At 70.3% G+C, this 15,861-nt stretch carries 13 protein-coding genes; 5 read left to right on the top strand and 8 right to left on the bottom strand.

The features are described from left to right. The first annotated feature begins 784 nt into the window (after positions 1–784). Positions 785–1,225 carry a DUF485 domain-containing protein gene (locus tag ACZ7SW_RS33105; RefSeq protein WP_470234282.1) on the top strand — a complete coding sequence of 147 codons (441 nt, stop codon included), beginning with the start codon at positions 785–787 and terminating at the stop codon, positions 1,223–1,225. Then, complete coding sequence (locus ACZ7SW_RS33100; protein ID WP_470234281.1) at positions 1,222–2,823, top strand: solute symporter family protein; 1,602 nt, start codon at positions 1,222–1,224, stop codon at positions 2,821–2,823. Before ACZ7SW_RS33105 ends, ACZ7SW_RS33100 begins: the two co-directional genes overlap by 4 nt. A gap of 62 nt (positions 2,824–2,885) precedes the next feature. Here the strand turns inward: ACZ7SW_RS33100 and ACZ7SW_RS33095 are convergent, their stop codons facing one another. From ACZ7SW_RS33095 to ACZ7SW_RS33075, 5 genes are all read right to left on the bottom strand, one after another. Then, complete coding sequence (locus tag ACZ7SW_RS33095) at positions 2,886–3,236, bottom strand: DUF3817 domain-containing protein (protein ID WP_465353432.1); 351 nt, start codon at positions 3,234–3,236, stop codon at positions 2,886–2,888. A 26-nt stretch (positions 3,237–3,262) separates the two neighbouring features. Beyond that, the gene (locus ACZ7SW_RS33090) at positions 3,263–3,598 is read right to left on the bottom strand and encodes a hypothetical protein (RefSeq protein WP_470234329.1); all 336 of its coding nucleotides are present in this window, start codon (positions 3,596–3,598) and stop codon (positions 3,263–3,265) included. Between the two features lie 716 nt (positions 3,599–4,314). Continuing rightward, complete coding sequence (locus ACZ7SW_RS33085) at positions 4,315–5,247, bottom strand: lytic transglycosylase domain-containing protein (protein ID WP_470234280.1); 933 nt, start codon at positions 5,245–5,247, stop codon at positions 4,315–4,317. Positions 5,248–5,771: 524 nt separating this feature from the next. After that, positions 5,772–6,254 (bottom strand): hypothetical protein, encoded by a 483-nt coding sequence (locus ACZ7SW_RS33080; RefSeq protein WP_037713183.1) that lies wholly within the window; start codon positions 6,252–6,254, stop codon positions 5,772–5,774. 340 nt (positions 6,255–6,594) lie between these two features. Further along, positions 6,595–6,762: a hypothetical protein gene (locus ACZ7SW_RS33075; RefSeq protein ID WP_162836029.1), complete on the bottom strand. Its 168-nt coding sequence runs from the start codon at positions 6,760–6,762 to the stop codon at positions 6,595–6,597. Between the two features lie 195 nt (positions 6,763–6,957). Here ACZ7SW_RS33075 and ACZ7SW_RS33070 point away from each other — a divergent pair, with 195 nt between their 5' ends. Next, positions 6,958–7,479, top strand: coding sequence for a GNAT family N-acetyltransferase (locus ACZ7SW_RS33070; protein ID WP_470234279.1), 522 nt, complete (start codon positions 6,958–6,960; stop codon positions 7,477–7,479). A 7-nt stretch (positions 7,480–7,486) separates the two neighbouring features. Here ACZ7SW_RS33070 and ACZ7SW_RS33065 read toward each other — a convergent pair whose 3' ends face one another. Together ACZ7SW_RS33065 and ACZ7SW_RS33060 are read right to left on the bottom strand one after the other, a co-directional pair. Beyond that, a complete protein-coding gene (locus ACZ7SW_RS33065; RefSeq protein WP_470234278.1) occupies positions 7,487–8,629 on the bottom strand; it encodes a CaiB/BaiF CoA transferase family protein in 1,143 nt (380 codons plus the stop codon). Positions 8,630–8,656: 27 nt separating this feature from the next. Beyond that, positions 8,657–9,808: an acyl-CoA dehydrogenase family protein gene (locus ACZ7SW_RS33060; RefSeq protein ID WP_470234277.1), complete on the bottom strand. Its 1,152-nt coding sequence runs from the start codon at positions 9,806–9,808 to the stop codon at positions 8,657–8,659. Between the two features lie 98 nt (positions 9,809–9,906). On the opposite strand from ACZ7SW_RS33060, the gene ACZ7SW_RS33055 reads away from it, so the two are divergent. Beyond that, positions 9,907–10,515: a TetR/AcrR family transcriptional regulator gene (locus tag ACZ7SW_RS33055; protein ID WP_470234276.1), complete on the top strand. Its 609-nt coding sequence runs from the start codon at positions 9,907–9,909 to the stop codon at positions 10,513–10,515. A gap of 67 nt (positions 10,516–10,582) precedes the next feature. Then, positions 10,583–12,193, top strand: a complete 1,611-nt coding sequence (locus ACZ7SW_RS33050) for a succinic semialdehyde dehydrogenase (protein WP_470234275.1) — start codon at positions 10,583–10,585, stop codon at positions 12,191–12,193. 59 nt (positions 12,194–12,252) lie between these two features. Here ACZ7SW_RS33050 and ACZ7SW_RS33045 read toward each other — a convergent pair whose 3' ends face one another. Continuing rightward, positions 12,253–15,267, bottom strand: coding sequence for a helix-turn-helix transcriptional regulator (locus tag ACZ7SW_RS33045; protein WP_470234274.1), 3,015 nt, complete (start codon positions 15,265–15,267; stop codon positions 12,253–12,255). Between the last annotated feature and the right edge of the window lie 594 nt (positions 15,268–15,861).

The raw sequence follows: 15,861 nt of genomic DNA, 5'->3' as shown, positions 1-15,861 counted from the left end.
TATGCACGTGCACGACGCAACTTGCGGACTGCACGGCGGTGGTCGAGATCAACTTGTCTGCGCCTTATCGATCGCTGCGGGCGGCTGGGGCCAAAGAATCGTACACCAATCGCCGCCCGCGTTATTGCGTTCCGCATCGGGGGGCTGACCTGGGAAAATAGTCGGGCCGCGCGAACCCGGAGCCGCCGATTCGACAAGGATCGCCCGGCGCGGGAATTCCGGTTACCCGCCGCTCTCGGCTCCGGCGTACGGCCGTCACCCGATTAGCCCACACAGGGTAAGCGACACCCTCGATGGGACTACGCTCCGTGCCCCCATCGAGTGGGTGCACCCCGAAGTTGAACCCGATGTTGTGGAGATGCAGTGACGCGCCGCTCGACCCGGTGATTTTTGCCAGCCTCCCTTCCCTGCCTGGGAATCCCCGCCCGGCCGCCGGCCTGCCCGCCGAAACGGAGCGGCCGCCCCGCCCGGCGGCTACGACCGGTCACCGTATTGGATCTTGACCGGCCCGTCACTCCGCCATCTGCCGCAACCCGGACCGGCCCCGGCGACTCCCCGTGACAGGGGTCCTCACTATTGCGAGTGATCAGCCTGTGATCTGCCCGGACTCGCCGTTTCACGCTATTTCCCGGGCGAAAAGGAATTTCCGGTGCCCTCGCGAACCGGCTTTTTCCGCGTTCCGGCGGCGTCGTTACTATGGCCGCCTCCAGTCCGCAAGGGCGATCCGGGCGCTTTCTCGATCAATGCCCGCCGCCATCCACCGCGCAAGTTGCCGGAGGCAGCCATGCACAACGTCGCGCGCACCACCGGGACGGCCGCCACGGCCGAGGACACCGGCCAGATGCCCGCGCTGTTCGACCGCGAAGGAGGCGACGCCGCCCCGCGCGGCAGGCGCCGCAAGCGCGGCCCGGACTACGAGCAGATCCAGCGCAGCCCCCAGTTCCGCTCGCTGCGCAGCCGCTTCCGCCGGTTCGTGTTCCCGATGAGCATCGGGTTCTTCGCCTGGTACCTCGCCTACGTCGTGCTCGCCGCCTACGCGAGCGACTTCATGAGCACGCCGGTCTTCGGCCTGGTCAACGTCGGCATGCTGCTCGGCCTCGGCCAGTTCGTCACCACCGCGGCGATCACCGCGCTGTACGTCCGCTTCGCCGACCGCGAGATGGACCCGCGCGCCGCCGAGATCCGCGCGCAGGCCGCCGCCGGCACGGAAGGAACCCCTCAGTGACCACCACTTCGCTCGCGGAAGGAGCTTCGGCGAGCAACCCGTTGATCAACACCGGGGTGTTCGCGCTGTTCGTCGCGATCACCCTGTACGTGGTCTACCGCGCGGGCAACCGCCGCTCGTCCACGTCGGGCTACTACACCGCCGACAGCGCCTTCACCGGACGGCAGAACGGCGTCGCGCTGTCCGGCGACTTCCTGTCCGCGGCTTCGTTCCTCGGGATCGCCGGCGCGATCGCGATCAACGGCTACGACGGCTTCCTCTACTCCATCGGCTTCCTCGTCGCGTGGCTCGTCGACCTGCTGCTGCTCGCGGAACTGCTGCGCAACACCGGCCGCTTCACGATGGGCGACGTGCTCAGCTTCCGGATGAAGCAGCGCCCGGTGCGCGCCGCGTCGGCCACGTCGACGCTGGTGATCTCCTTCTTCTACATGCTCGCGCAGATGGCGGGCGCGGGCGGCCTGGTCGCGCTGCTGCTGGACGTCCACTCCAAGTGGGGCCAGGCGCTGGTGATCACCGTGGTGGGGCTGGTGATGATCTCCTACGTGCTGCTCGGCGGCATGAAGGGCACCACCTGGGTGCAGATCATCAAGGCCACCATCCTGCTCACCGCGGCCTCGCTGATCACGGTCTTCCTGATGGGCAAGTACGGCTTCAACTTCTCGAACCTGCTCCGCGCGGCCACCGACCACAGCCCGATGGGCAAGGACCTGCTCTCCCCCGGCGGCTCCTACGGCAAGAACGGCACCACGAAGCTCGACTTCGTGTCGCTGTCGCTGGCCCTGGTGCTCGGCGTCGCTTCGCTGCCGCACGTGCTGATGCGCTTCTACACCGTGCCGAACGCCCGCGAAGCGCGCCGCTCGGTGGTGTGGGCGACCGCCTGCATGTTCGTGTTCTACCTGTGCACGCTGGTGATCGGCTTCGGCGCGGCGGCGATCGTCGGCCCGGACGAGATCAAGGCCGCGCCCGGCGGCGAGAACTCGGCCGCGCCGCTGCTGGCCCTGCACGTGGGCGGGACGGTGCTGCTCGGCGTGATCTCGGCGGTCGCGTTCGCGACGATCCTCGCCGTGGTGGCCGGGCTGACGCTGACCGCGTCCGCCTCGTTCGCGCACGACGTCTACGCGAACATCATCAAGGACGGCAAGGCGGAGCCGGAGGACGAGGTCCGGGTCGCCCGGCTGACCGCGGTCGTGATCGGCGTGTTCGCCATCGTCGGCGGCATCCTCGCGAACGGCCAGAACATCGCGTTCCTCGTGGCGCTCGCGCTCGCGGTGGCGGCGTCGGCGAACCTGTCGACGCTGCTGTACTCGCTGTTCTGGAAGCGGTTCAACACCACCGGCACGCTGTGGAGCATCTACGGCGGGCTCATCGCGTGTGTCGTGCTGGTGCTGTTCTCGCCGGTGGTGTCGGGCGCGCCGGACTCGATCTTCCCGAGCGTCGATTTCCACTGGTTCCCGCTGAAGAACCCGGGCCTGGTGTCGATCCCGGTGTCGTTCCTGTGCGGCGCGATCGGCACGTTCGTCGGCCGCTCGAAGGGCGACTCGTCCAAGCACGCGGAGATGGAGGTCCGGTCGCTGACCGGCATCGGCTTCGGCTCCTGACCCCTGGCACGAAAAAAACCGCGGCGCCCGGAAGTTCCCGGGCGCCGCGGTTTTTTCGCCGCTCAGAAGATGTCGCGCCCGGCCTGCACCCGGTGTGTCACCCGGCGCTCGACGACGAACGACACGAACGGGACGCATCCGGCCAGCAGGACCAGGACGGTGCTCTTGATCGACCAGCGGGCCTTGATCGCGAGGTCGATGGTGAGCACCAGGTAGATCATGTAGAGCACGCCGTGGATCGGCGAGTACACCTGGGCGGGCGTCGCGTTGCCGAAGCCGTACTCGATGATCATGGTGGCGCAGAGGGCGAGCAGGCCGACGCCGGTCACGTACGCGCTGGCGCGGAACCGGGTCAGCGAGCCGGACACCTTCGACTGTCGAGCAGGGGCGGCACCGTCGGTGCTGGTCGTCATGGGAGCGTCCTCACTTCCGCGGGCGTTCAGGACTGCTGGTCGCGGGCGTTGAGCTCGCGCAGGTAGCGGTTGTAGGCGGCGAGTTCGTCGTCTTCTTCGACGGGCGCGGCGGCCGGTCGCGGCGCGGGCACGCGAACCGGGGCCGGAGCTGTCAGCTCGGGTTGTCCGGCGGTTTCCTCTTCGCGTTCGCGCAGTTTCTTGATGCGCCAGAACATGAACGCGGGGAAGAGCCCGAAAAGCGGCCATTGCAGCACGTAGCCGAGGTTCTGGAAGGTGCCGGTGGCGGACGTGAACCGGTCCCACTGCCACCAGGCCAGCCCGCAGCACAGCGCCAGGCTCACGACGCTCGTGGCGACGATCATGAGCCGGCGCCCGAGCGGGGACACGGCCGGGCCGGGATCTGCAGGCACGGTATCGACGCTAGCACTGGCGCGAGAAAGCGTTGCTGAGAGGCGGCGAGGTCGTGACCGGGGCCCCACCCGCGCGGCTCGCGGCCGGATTCGCGGGGGCTGAGGTGCCGGAGGTGGTTAGCGGATCTCGGAGGCTTGCGCGCGCGGCGGGTCGTGAGGGGAACCTTGAGGGAATCCAAGTCCGTGAAGGCGGCCCTGACGGACGAGGGGCGGAGAACCGGGCCGGAGGGGCGAGGCGTGGCGGGCTGGGTGTCGGAGAGCTTGCACCTTCGGCGCAGCCGTCAGTCAGGCCGGAGAGTACGAGGTGCGGCGGCTCGGACCTCAGTCCGCTTGCCCGTTCTGCGCCGCCGTCGACCGGACCGGACGGTGCGAGATGCGGCGGCCCTCGCCGCAGCCCACCTGCACCTTCGGAGCAACAGTCGGCCAGGCCGGATAGTGCGGGGTCCGGCGGCTCGAACCTCAGCGTGCTTGCCCCTTCGACGCAACCTTCTCTGCAGCCGTCGGCCACGCCCGACAGTGCGAGATGCGGCAGCTCGAACCTCAGCCCGCCTGCACCTTCTGCGCGACCTTCGACCAGACCGGACGATGCGAGATGCGGCAGCCCGCCAGCACCTTCGGCGCAACCGTCGGCCAGGCCGCGGACAGTGCGGGGTCCGGCGGCTCGAACCTCAGCCCGCCTGCACCTTCTGTGCCGCCTTCGCGTAGCCGTCGGCCAGGCCGAAGACCTTCTGCGCGTACTCCGTCGAGTTGTTGTACGACAGGATCCCCGCCCACCAGCCCGCCGGGCTGGCCATGTCGCGGCCGCCCGCGCACAGGTAGCGGGCGGCGGTGAGGGCGGCGTCGTCGATCTGCTGCGGGTCGGCGCGGCCGTCGCCGGTGGCGTCGGACGCCCATTTCCGCCAGGTTCCCGGGATGAACTGCATGGGGCCGACCGCGCGGTCGGCGACCGGGTCGCCGTCGAGCTGGCCGCCGTCGGTGTCGCTGATCGCGCGGACGCCGGAGGAACCGTCGAGCGGGACGCCGATGATCGGTTTCGACGGGCGGCCGTCCGCGCCGAGGACCGCTCCTCCGTACTGGCCGTGGTTGGACTCGATGCGGCCGATGCCGGCGAGCGTCGCCCAGGAGATGTGGCAGCCGCGGTCGACCTCGCGCATCGCGAGTTCCGCGTTGCCGTACGCGCGCACCGCGCGGGCCGGGATGCCGGTGGCCGGCGCGACCTTGTCCGCCCAGCCCTGCAGCGGGTCGCCGCCGGTCGGGCGCGCCGACTGCGGCGCGGTGCCCTGATCCGCAGCGCCGCCCGCGGCGACGGCGTTGACCGGCGCGATCGAACCCGGCTTGACGTCGACCGCCTTGACGCTCAGCGCCGGGATGTCCGTCGTGGTCGGGCTGGCTTCCGGGGCGGCCGCCCTGGTGACGATCCAGACCCCGCCGCCCGCGACCGCGAGCACCGCGACGACGACGGCGAGCCGCACCGCGATAGCGGCGCCGTGACCGCGACGGGCGGGCGAGGGGGCGGCAGCGGGAGCCGCGGTCTCGTCCCCGGTCCGCGCGGTGTCGGGGGTCTGTCCGGTGGCGGGCACGAAACTCCGGTCCTCCAGCATGGCTTGGGGGTTCGCAACACTCAACGAGCCCGCGCAGGTTAGCGTTACGCGCGCATCGCCATGGCCCCCGCCACGCCGGTTCACCCAGCCGGGTAATCCGGGTTCCGCCAGGCGGACAGTCGACGCCACACAAACACCACGAGCCCCAGGCCCAGGTGAGATTGGCTGACCGGTCGCAGAGCCGCTCAGGCACCGCTGCTTCGGTTCGCCGACCAGTGAAGCGGTCTCGTCACGCAGGCTGCGCTTCGACCGCCGATGCGGTGTGCGGCCGCAGCCAGGCAACACCGGCAGAGAGGACGCACGCCGTATTCAGCCGCGTCCGGAGTCCTGGCAAAGAGGCTTCCGCTGCTCCGGCGATGCCGCGAAGGCAGCTTCGCCGTGTTGCCTGGCCGATTCACCGACCAGGCAACACAGCTGCCAAACAGGCTTCATTCGCCGCGCGAGCCGCGCGAAACACCATCGGAGAATTCACGCTTCCCCAAGGCCAGCCGCCCGGCAACCCACGGGCGGTCCGGCGGGGGTGGTCAGGCAGGCTTCTGCTGCCGCGCCAACCGCGCGACGCACCACGCGGGCGCACTGCCGCGGCGAAGGTGCTGCAGCACCGTCATCGGGCCGAGCCGCCGCGCCAGATCGGACGGCGCGAGACCGGCCGCCCGGTAGTCCAGGGCCCGCTGGTCCAGCGGGCTGATGCCGGCGTCCCACCACTGCTGCGCTTCGGCGACGTCGCCGACCATCTGCCACCAGCCCGCGGCGGCGACGAGCAGCTCCTCCGGAACCTCCGGCAGCCGGGCGCGCATCGCGTCGAGGTAGCCGGGATCGGCGGCCTCGACCGGGGCCCAGCGGGCGGGTCCGGACCGGGCGCGCTGGCCGGGAATGCCGGGCGGAGCGGCCGGCGCGTCGGCCAGCCAGGCCGAGGCGATGCGATCGACCTCCTGCTCCTCAGGGGTCTTCTCGCGCTCGGCCGACCACTGCCGGATCAACGCGTCCACTCCGGGATCTCCGGTCATCCCTGCCTCCTCATCGGTCCCCGACGGGCAGGCCTTTCGACCGCCTGCCCCGTTGCGCGTCCACGACTGGCACCCCACGCGTGACCGGGCCGAATACCCGCCGTGACCCGGTTCCCGGGGGACCGGAGAACCGGCTGATCACGCAATGTGAGCACCGTAGGGCGGCACCCGCTTTCTCCGCCATACCCCGGACCCCGGAAATTCGGTGACCAGGCGGTTTCAGGGGCCAATCCACCCGGATGGTCGAGCGAAGTGCCCGAATCCCGGGATCCGGTGACGATGCGTGACTAGCTGGCCGGACGGACGCGCGGAGGCGTCCCGGCGGGCAGGAAAAGCGGGGTCAGGCGAAGAGGCTCTTGAAGAAGGTGACGATCGCCTCGGCGCCGTCCTTGAGCCAGCCGAGCACGCGGTGCACGAAGGCCGCGGAGTTGGTGGGCTGCGTGATCAGGAAGAACAGCACGAGCGCGACCACTCCGACGACGACGATCTTCTTCAGGCCGCTCGACATGGTTTCGTTCCCTCCGCTCACCCGGCCTCCGGGTCGGACGCCGGCCCCGCCTCGGCAGAGTCGGCTCCCACTGTAGTGACGGCGCGGCGGAATGGCCCGTCGCAGGCCCGGATCCAGCCAGAAAGCTCACGGCCGGGTGACGCCGGTCACCAACGGGTGATCAAGTCCCGGACGGCGCCCCGGTACGCTCCGCCGATGGACGACGGCGCAGTGACTCTCCGCCCGGTGCGCGAGTCCGACCTGGGTCTGCTGGAGGCGCTGACCAACGACCCGGAGACGGTCGGCGAGCACCAGTGGTTCGGCTGGCACGACCCCGGCTACATCCGGCGGCTCTGGCGCGAAAACGGCATGCTGACCACCGACAACGGCATGCTCGTCCCCGCGCTCGACGAACGCCCGCTCGGGCTCGTGTCGTGGCATCGCACGCGGACCGGCCCGCACACCTACTGCTGGAACATCGGCATGGTCCTGCTGCCGGAGGCGCGCGGGCACGGCCTCGGCGCGCAGGCGCAGCGGGAGCTCGTGCGCTACCTGTTCGCGCACACGCAGTTCAACCGCGTCGAGGCCAGCACCGAGGTCGGCAACCGGGCCGGGCAGCGTTCGCTGGAGAAGGCCGGGTTCACCCGCGAGGGGATCCTGCGCGGGTTCGACTTCCGGGACGGACAGTGGCGCGATCACCTCCTCTACTCGGTGGTCCGTTCCGATCTGCCGTTGTGAGCGCGCCTCACAAGATCGCGCCCGCCTCCCGCAGCGCCGCGACCCCAGGCTCGTCGTAACCCAGCTCCGCCACCACTTCCGCGGTGTCCGAGCCCTTCTCGTGCGGCGCCTCCGGCGTGGCGGCGGGCGTCCGGTCGAACCGCGGCGCGGGCGCGGGCTGCACCGTGCCGCCGATGTCCACGAACGTTCCGCGCGCCGCGTTCTGCGGATGTTCGGCGGCCTCCCACGGCGACAGCACCGCGGTGAGACACGCGTCGGTGCCCTCGGCCCGCGCGACCAGTTCGTCGCGGGTGAACCGGCCGACCGCTTCCGCCAGGATCTTGCGCAGCCGCGGCCACTGGCTCTGGTCGACGTGCATCGGCAGGTCCTCGTTCTCCAGCCCGAGCACCTTGACCAGGTCAGCCCAGAACCGCATCTCGATCGCGCCGACGGCGACGTACTTGCCGTCCGCGGTCTCGTAGGTGTCGTAGAACGGGGCGCCGCCGTCGAGGAGGTTTTCGCCGCGCTCCCCCGGCCACACGCCTGCCGCGCGCATCCCGTGCAAGCTCGTGGTCAGCAGCGCCGCGCCTTCCACCATCGACGCGTCCACGACCTGGCCGCGCCCGGACGTCGTGCGCTCGTGCAGCGCGGCCAGCACGCCCATCGCGAGCATCAGGCCGCCCCCGCCGAAGTCGCCGACCAGGTTGAGCGGCGGCACCGGGCGTTCGCCCGCCCGGCCGATCGGGTCGAGCGCGCCGGCGACGCCGATGTAGTTGATGTCGTGCCCGGCCGCCGACGCGAGGGGACCGTCCTGGCCCCAGCCGGTCATCCGGCCGTACACGAGCCGCGGGTTGCGTGCGTGCACCTGCTCCGGTCCGATGCCCATCCGCTCCGCGACGCCCGGCCGGAAGCCTTCGATCAGCACGTCGGCGCTTTCGGCCAGCTTCAGCACCAGTTCGACGCCCTCGGGCGTTTTCGTGTTCACGCCGATCGAGCGCCTGCCGCGGGCGAGCGGGTCGTTCGGGATGGCGAGCACGTCGGCGCCCGGGGTGGCGCGGTCGACGCGGATCACGTCGGCGCCGAGGTCGGCCAGGATCATGCAGGCGAACGGAGCGGGCGCGAGCCCGGCCAGCTCCACCACCCGCAGCCCGGCGAGCGGACCTTGCTTCACGGGAAAATCCTTTCGCGGCAACGTTTTTCAGAGCGTGCGGGAGATGATTTCCTTCATGATCTCGCTGGTGCCGCCGAAGATCCGCGAGATCCGCACGTCCGCCCAGGCCCGCGCGATCGGGTACTCGGTCATGTAGCCGTAGCCGCCGAACAGCTGCAGGCAGTCGTCCACGACCTTGTTCACCCGCTCGGTGGTCCACAGTTTCGCCATCGCCGCGCCCTGCACGTCGAGTTCGCCGCGCAGGTGCCGTTCGATGCACTGGTCGAGGAACGCGCGCGAAACCGCGGCTTCCGTCGCCGCCTCGGCGAGCTTGAACTTCGTGTTCTGGAAGTTGAAGATCGGACGGCCGAACGCCGTGCGTTCCTTGGTGTAGTCGATGGTCAGGTTCACCGCGGCTTCCAGGCCCGCGACCGCGGTCACGGCGATGATCAGCCGCTCCTGCGGCAGCTGCAGCATCAGCTGGATGAAGCCCTGGCCCTCGGCGTCGCCGAGCAGGTTCGCGACGGGCACGCGGACGTCGTCGAAGAACAGCTCGGCGGTGTCCTGCCCCTTGAGCCCGACCTTGTCGAGCACGCGGCCGCGGCGGAAGCCCGGGGTGTCGGTCTCGACCACGATCAGCGAGACGCCCTGCGCACCCGCGTCCGGGTCGGTCTTGCACGCGACCACGACGAGGTCGGAGTGGAAACCGTTGGTAATGAACGTTTTCGCGCCGTTGATCACGTAGTGGTCGCCGTCGCGGACCGCGCGGGTCTTGATGTTCTGGAGGTCTGAACCAGTGCCCGGTTCGGTCATCGCGACCGCGCCGACCATCTCGCCGGTGGCCATCTTCGGCAGCCACTCGCGCTTCTTCTCCTCCGACGCGTACGCCAGGATGTAGTGCGCGACGATTCCACTGTGGACGGTGACGCCCCACGCGCTGTCCCCGGCGCGAGCCTGCTCCTCGTACAGCACGGCCTCGTGCGCGAACGTGCCGCCGCCCCCGCCGTACTCCTCCGGGATCGACAGGCACAGCAGGCCGAGTTCGCCCGCCTTGGTCCAGATCTCCCGGTCGAGCTTCTTCTCCGCCGCCCAGCGTTCCTGGTTCGGCACGAATTCCTTCTGCAGGAACGACCGGGCGAGCTCCCGGAGGTCTTCGAGTTCGGTGGTGCTCCACGAGCTCTTCTGGGTCTGCAACGGCACGGCTGGGCCTCCCGCGAACTGGAAAACATGACGCTTGGCAGGTAAGTTCTGAGCGGAATGTACATCCCATCCGTCCGGTACGTAAAGCAGGAGCCGCGATGACTGAGGTCGCCCGGGGACACCGCACCCAGGCCGAACGCCGCGAGCAGACGCGCACCGCCCTGCTGGACGCGACGATCGACTGCCTGGTCGACATCGGGTACTCGCGGGCGTCGGTGCAGGAGATCTGCACCCGCGCGGGCGTCTCGAAGGGCGCGGTGCAGCACTACTTCGCCACGAAAGCCGAGCTGATGGCAGCCGCGGTCGAGCACCTCACCACGAAACTGCGCACCCAGCTCGCCGCCTCGCTCGGCTCGCTGCCGGGCGGCGCGTCGGGCGTCGCGGCGGCGATCGACCTGCTGTGGGAGGGCTACTCGGGCACGCTGTCGACCGCGGTCACCGAGCTGTGGGTCGCCGCCCGCACCGACCCGGAACTGCGCGCGGCGATCCGCCCGGTGGACCGCGCGCTGGGCCGGGCGACGCTGGGACACATCAGCGAAGTCGCCGGCGAACTGCCGAAAGAACGCGCGGAGATGCTGTTCTGGCTCACCGTGAACCTCACCCGGGGACTCGCCCTCGACGCCGAACTGGGCGGCGACCCGCGGCGGCGCCGTCAGCTGCTGGAGGAGTGGAAGCGGATCGCCGTGCTGCTGTATTCGGGCGACTAGTGTCCATACCGCCGGTATGGTGTACTCGTCGGTAACACCCGGCCCCGCACGGAAGAAGGTGCGCTCGATGACGAGTACGACCCCGGCGAACCTCACCGGCCAGCCCCTGCCCGCGACCGTCGGCGGCGTGGCAGGCGCTCCGTCCGCGGCCCGCGCCGCCGCGCTGGCAGCCCGCGTGACCGGGGGCGCCGACAACGCACCGGTGCAGATGACCGCGCCTTTCACCGGGCAGCCGATCACCTCGCTCCCCCAGGCCGACGACGCCGAAGTACGCGCCGCGTTCGCCTCCGCCCGGGAAGCCCAGCGCGAGTGGGCAGCACTGTCAGTGGCCCGGCGGCAGCAGTTCCTCCTGCGCCTGCACGACCTGGTGCTCGCGCGACAGGCGGAAGTCCTCGACCTGGTCCAGGTCGAAGCAGGCAAGGCCCGGATCGACGCGTTCGACGAGGTCAGCGCCACCGTCCTGGTCGCCGCTTACTACGGCAAACACAGCGCGAAGATCCTCTCGCCGCGCCGCGCACCCGGCGTGATCCCGGGCCTGACCCGTGCGGGCGAACTGCGCCACCCCAAGGGCGTCGTAGGAATCATCTCGCCCTGGAACTACCCGCTCGCGCTGACCGCGATGGACGTGTTCCCCGCGCTCGTCGCCGGAAACGCGGTGGTGCAGAAACCGGACAACCAGACCGCGCTGTCCGCGCTGTGGCTGCAGGAACTGGCCGAGGAGGCCGGGCTGCCCGCGGGGTTGTGGCAGATCGTGCTGGGCCGGGGCTCGCAGATCGGCGACGCGCTGCTGGAGGAATGCGACTACCTCTGCTTCACCGGCTCCACCCCGACCGGGAAGGACCTGGCAGGCCGGATCGCGCAACGGCTCACCAGCTACTCGCTCGAACTGGGCGGCAAGAATCCCATGATCGTGCTGCCGGACGCGGACATCGCCAAGGCCGCCGCGGGCGCGGTGACGGCGTGCTTCTCGTCAGCGGGACAGCTGTGTGTGTCCGTGGAACGGATCTACGTGCACGACAGCATCCGCGAGGAGTTCACGCGCGAATTCGTGGCGCGGACAGCTGCGTTGCGGCTTGGCGGCTCGCTGGACTACCACGCCGGGATGGGGTCGTTGACGTCGAAGAGCCAGTTGGAAACGGTGTCCGCGCATGTGGAGGACGCCCGGGCGAAGGGCGCGCGGGTGCTGACCGGCGGGCGGGCTCGGCCGGACCTCGGACCGTTGTTCTACGAACCGACGGTGCTGACGGACGTGCGGCCAGGGATGACGCCGTTCGCCTCGGAGACGTTCGGACCGGTGGTGTCGATCTACGGGTACAACGACGTCACGGACGCGATCGAGCGTGCGAACGACACACCGTTCGGGTTGAACGCGAGCGTCTGGACGCGAAACGGCCGAGCTGGCTGGGAAGTCGGCGCCCGGCTGAAGGCAGGCACCGTGAACGTCAACGAGGGTTACGCAGCGACCTTCGGAACAGTCGGCGTGCCAATGGGAGGCATGAAGGAATCCGGTGCCGGACGCCGCAACGGCGCTGAAGGCCTGCTGAAGTACACCGAACCACAGTCCATCGCCGTACAGCGGGGAATGGGATTGCGGCCGCCCAAGGGAGTGCCGGGCTCTGTGTGGGCCCGCTTCATGACGATCAGCATGAAACTGCTGCGGCGGCTGCCGGGGCGCTGAGGTGTCCGGGCGGGGAACCTTCACGGACTTGGAGTCCCTGAGGGTTCCCCTCAGGGCCCTTACTCGGGAGCGGTGAGCAAGCCTCGGTCGTAAGCGATCGCGACGGCTTCGGCCCGGCGGCTCGCGCCCAGCTTCGCCATTACGCGGGACAAGTGCACACTCACAGTCTTCTCGCTGATGTACAACTCCTCCCCCACCTGCCGATTGGTGCGGCCAAGCGCGACGCGCTCCAGTACATCCCGTTCGCGATCGGTCAGCGGGTTCAGCTGCGGCCGCGCGGGTGCCGCTGCTTCAACCCCCGACAGCTCGACCCGAGCCCGATGCGCCAAATCCCGCACCGCGTCACGCAGGGGAACAGCTTCGAGCTTCACCGCGACCGAATGCGCGGCCTCCAACGCTTCCGCCGCACCAGGCCGTCCAGTGGCCAGCAACGCTTCCGCCTGCCGCCATCGGCAGACCGCCTGTTCGTAGATCGCGCCGTAGGAATACGCCTCGGCTGCTTCCCCCCACAGGTCTGGATCCGCCGGACCTTCCAGCGCTGACGCGGCGGCTTCCATCCGAGCCAGCCAAGCCCGCCCTTCCGGGCCCATGGTCCCGGAGCGCGGATGCCCTTCGGCAGCACAACGTCGCCCGTGTTCCCGAAGCCGGCGGCCGACCGCCGCGAAACCGTCCGCCGCGGACTGGTCGCCCTTGGCCCGGGCCTCGGCAGCCAACGCGGCGGCGGACGGGATCGCCAAGGCCACGATCCGAATCCCGCCCAGCAGCGCGGTCTCGACCTTCTCCAGCCACTGCACCAATTCGTCGGTGATCCGCAACGCCTCGGCGTGCTCTCCGCGCCAGACCGCCAGTTCGATCGCGGCGTCCCCGGCCGCCAGCGCGATCTGCAGGTCCGCCATCCACTGCTGCCGGAGCCTGGGCAACGCCTTGGCCGCCTCGTCGAACCGGCCGCGGCCCACCAGGAACAGCACCCAGTTGGCCAGAATCCGAGCGGCGACCGCGCTGGACACGCCTCGTCTCGCGCGCCCCGCGGCGTCCTCCTTCGGCCAGTCCCCGCTGAGGTAACGCAAGTAGAGCAACCGGGCGCGCAGCTCCAGCCCGTACGTGCTCCAGGTGAGTCCGGTTTCCTCGGCCCGGGCGACTCCGCGCGCGGCGTGCGCGAGCGCGAGGTCCATTTCGGCCTGGTCGTCGTAGCTGAGGGCGAGGAAGTACATCGCGCGGATCTCGACGTTCAAGGCTCCCGCGTCGTGTGCCTTGCGTTCGGCTTCCTGCAAACGCTCGCGGGCCTCGACGGCGTCACCCGCGCTGTCGGCCAACGTGCCGAGCGTGACAAGCGCCGATGCCTCGGCCCCGACTGCACCTACCGCGCGTGCGTCGGCAACCGCGGTGTGCGCGCTGGCCAACGCCTCGTCCGGCTGGTCGCGCAGCCGTTGGAACCCGGCCCGCGAAGCCAGCACCCAGGCCCGCGCACCGCTCGGTTCCCGCTCGGCGACCAGTTCCCAAGCGCGCTCGATCGCCCCGACCGCCTCGTCGAACGTGCCTTCCAGCGTGAGCAGCGTTTCGGCCAGCCGACGCCAGACCTTCGCCGCGTGTTCGGGCGACGCGTCCGGCTTGAGCGCTTCGGTCGCCGACCGCGCGTACGCCACCGCACGCTCCGGTTCGCCGGAAGTGCCGGCGAAGTACGAGGCCTCGCTGAGCAGCTTCAGCTCATCGACGCCGTCGGGACGGTTTTCCGGGGCCACGACGTCCCAAATGGACTGTGCTTGCTCGATGTGCCGCAAAGCAGCACCGGGCGCGCCGAGTTTTTCCGCTTCGTCCGCGGCGCGCAGCAAGGCGGGAAGGGCTGTGTCGAAGTCCCGGCTTTCCAGGCTGTGGAAGGCCAGCTTCGCGTCGTGGCCGCGGCCCTGCGGCATCGACTGGATCCGCGCGGCGTACCCGGCGTGCATCCGCGTGCGCTCGCCGGGAAGCAGGTCAGCGTAGACCGCTTCCTGCAGCAAGGCGTGGCGGAAAGTGTAGAAACCGTGCTCGATGACCAGGACGTGGTGCTGCACGGCTTCGCGCAGCGCCTCGTCCAGCTCCAAGTCGCCGATACCCGCGACCTGCGCGAGCGCGGCGTGCGAGACCGATTCGTTGGCGACCGAGATGACGCGGAGGACCCGGCGTGTCTCGGCGGGGAAGCGTTCGAGCCGGGCCAGGAGGACTTCGGCGAGCCCGGCCGGGAGATCTTGGCAGTCCGCCCCCGTGGCGAGGAGTTCCTCGACGAAGAACGGGTTGCCCTCGGACCGTTCGGCGATGTCCGCGACCACGTCCGGCGACAGCGGTTCCTCGGCCAGCGCCGCGACGAACGCGCGCGCGTCGGCCGGGCCGAACGGGGCCAGCGCGACCTGTTCGACAGTGTTCAGCCGGACCAGCTCGGACAGCAGGCCGCGCAGCGGATGCCTGCGGTGGACGTCTTCCTCGCGATAGCTGGCGACAACCAGCAAGCGTTGCGCGCGCAGGCGGCTGAGCAGGAAGGACAGCAGGTTGCGGGTGGAGGAATCCGCCCAGTGCAGGTCTTCGAGCAGGACGACGACCGGCTGCTCCTGGCCGACCTCGGTCAGCACCCCCAGTACCGCGTCGAACAACTGGAGCTGCCCCAGGTCCTGCTCGGGCCGCACCCGGCGGACGCCCTCGCGCTCCCCTTCCGAAACCTGACCGTGGTCGCCGGTGGCCGCGGGCTGCGGATCGCCGCCTTGCGGCAGCAGCATCCCCAGCGCGGACCGCGCCCGCACCGCGGCCGAAACCGCGGGATCGGCCGACGATCCCAGCGGGGCCAGCGCCTCGGCGAACGGGAGATAGGGCAGACCGCCGTCGCGCACGTCGATGCACCGGCCGGTGAGCACGAGCCCGCCACAACCGGCGACGTGCTCCCCGAGCGCGGTGAGCAGGCGGGTTTTGCCGACCCCGGCGTCGCCCGCGATCAGCACCGCACCTGCTTCTCCGCGCTCTGCGCGCGCGAAGGCCGCTCGCAGCCGCCGCATCTCTTGCGTACGGGCGACGAGCGGAATACCGGAACCGAGACGAGGCACGAGATGCATTCTCACCTACACCCCCGACAGTTCCGACATGGATTTCCTCGTGGCGGCCGGTTCGGCCAGTGATCTCCGTCCAATCGGCGGACGGAGGGCTCTCCGGGGCCCGCCCCTTGGCGGACGGTTCGGCCCGGGGCTGATCGACGCGAGCTCCTGGTGGAGAAGGAACCTCGGTTGGCTCGCGGCGGTGGTTCGCGGCGGGAGGCGCACCGCTCGACCTCGGCTGTGCGCGAGGCCTGGTATGCGATGCGGAGGTCCGTGAAGGACGCCTTGAGGGACTCTGATTCCCTCAGGGAGTCCTTCACGGACTTCTGCGGGAGCTTCGCCCTGGCGGGCGTCGCGGGCCGGGTGTGTCCGGTGGGCGGAACAGAAGCCCCGCCCCGACAGCCGTCGCGGACCGGATCCGCCCGGCGAACGGAACAGAAGCTCCACCCCAGCAAGCGTCGCGGATCGGATCCGTCCAGCGAACGGAACGGAAACTCCGCCCCAGCAGGCACCGCGAGCCGGGTGTGTCCGGTGGGCGGAACAGAAGCCCCGCCCCGACAGCCGTCGCGGACCGGATCCGCCCGGCGAACGGAACAGAAGCTCCACCCCAGCAAG

The organism is Amycolatopsis sp. NPDC114484, from assembly GCF_055633755.1.
The sequence above is the reverse complement of the archived record's forward strand: the minus strand, read 5'-3'. Positions and strand labels throughout refer to the sequence as shown.

What these genes read in the sequence shown, in the direction of transcription:
- ACZ7SW_RS33085 (WP_470234280.1), bottom strand. Translation starts at nt 5,247, where the DNA reads ATGCTGGAGGACCGGAGTTTCGTGCCCGCCACCGGACAGACCCCCGAC.
- ACZ7SW_RS33070 (WP_470234279.1), top strand. Translation starts at nt 6,958, where the DNA reads ATGGACGACGGCGCAGTGACTCTCCGCCCGGTGCGCGAGTCCGACCTG.
- ACZ7SW_RS33075 (WP_162836029.1), bottom strand. Translation starts at nt 6,762, where the DNA reads ATGTCGAGCGGCCTGAAGAAGATCGTCGTCGTCGGAGTGGTCGCGCTC.
- ACZ7SW_RS33105 (WP_470234282.1), top strand. Translation starts at nt 785, where the DNA reads ATGCACAACGTCGCGCGCACCACCGGGACGGCCGCCACGGCCGAGGAC.
- ACZ7SW_RS33055 (WP_470234276.1), top strand. Translation starts at nt 9,907, where the DNA reads ATGACTGAGGTCGCCCGGGGACACCGCACCCAGGCCGAACGCCGCGAG.
- ACZ7SW_RS33090 (WP_470234329.1), bottom strand. Translation starts at nt 3,598, where the DNA reads ATGATCGTCGCCACGAGCGTCGTGAGCCTGGCGCTGTGCTGCGGGCTG.
- ACZ7SW_RS33080 (WP_037713183.1), bottom strand. Translation starts at nt 6,254, where the DNA reads ATGACCGGAGATCCCGGAGTGGACGCGTTGATCCGGCAGTGGTCGGCC.
- ACZ7SW_RS33050 (WP_470234275.1), top strand. Translation starts at nt 10,583, where the DNA reads ATGACGAGTACGACCCCGGCGAACCTCACCGGCCAGCCCCTGCCCGCG.
- ACZ7SW_RS33095 (WP_465353432.1), bottom strand. Translation starts at nt 3,236, where the DNA reads ATGACGACCAGCACCGACGGTGCCGCCCCTGCTCGACAGTCGAAGGTG.
- ACZ7SW_RS33045 (WP_470234274.1), bottom strand. Translation starts at nt 15,267, where the DNA reads ATGCATCTCGTGCCTCGTCTCGGTTCCGGTATTCCGCTCGTCGCCCGT.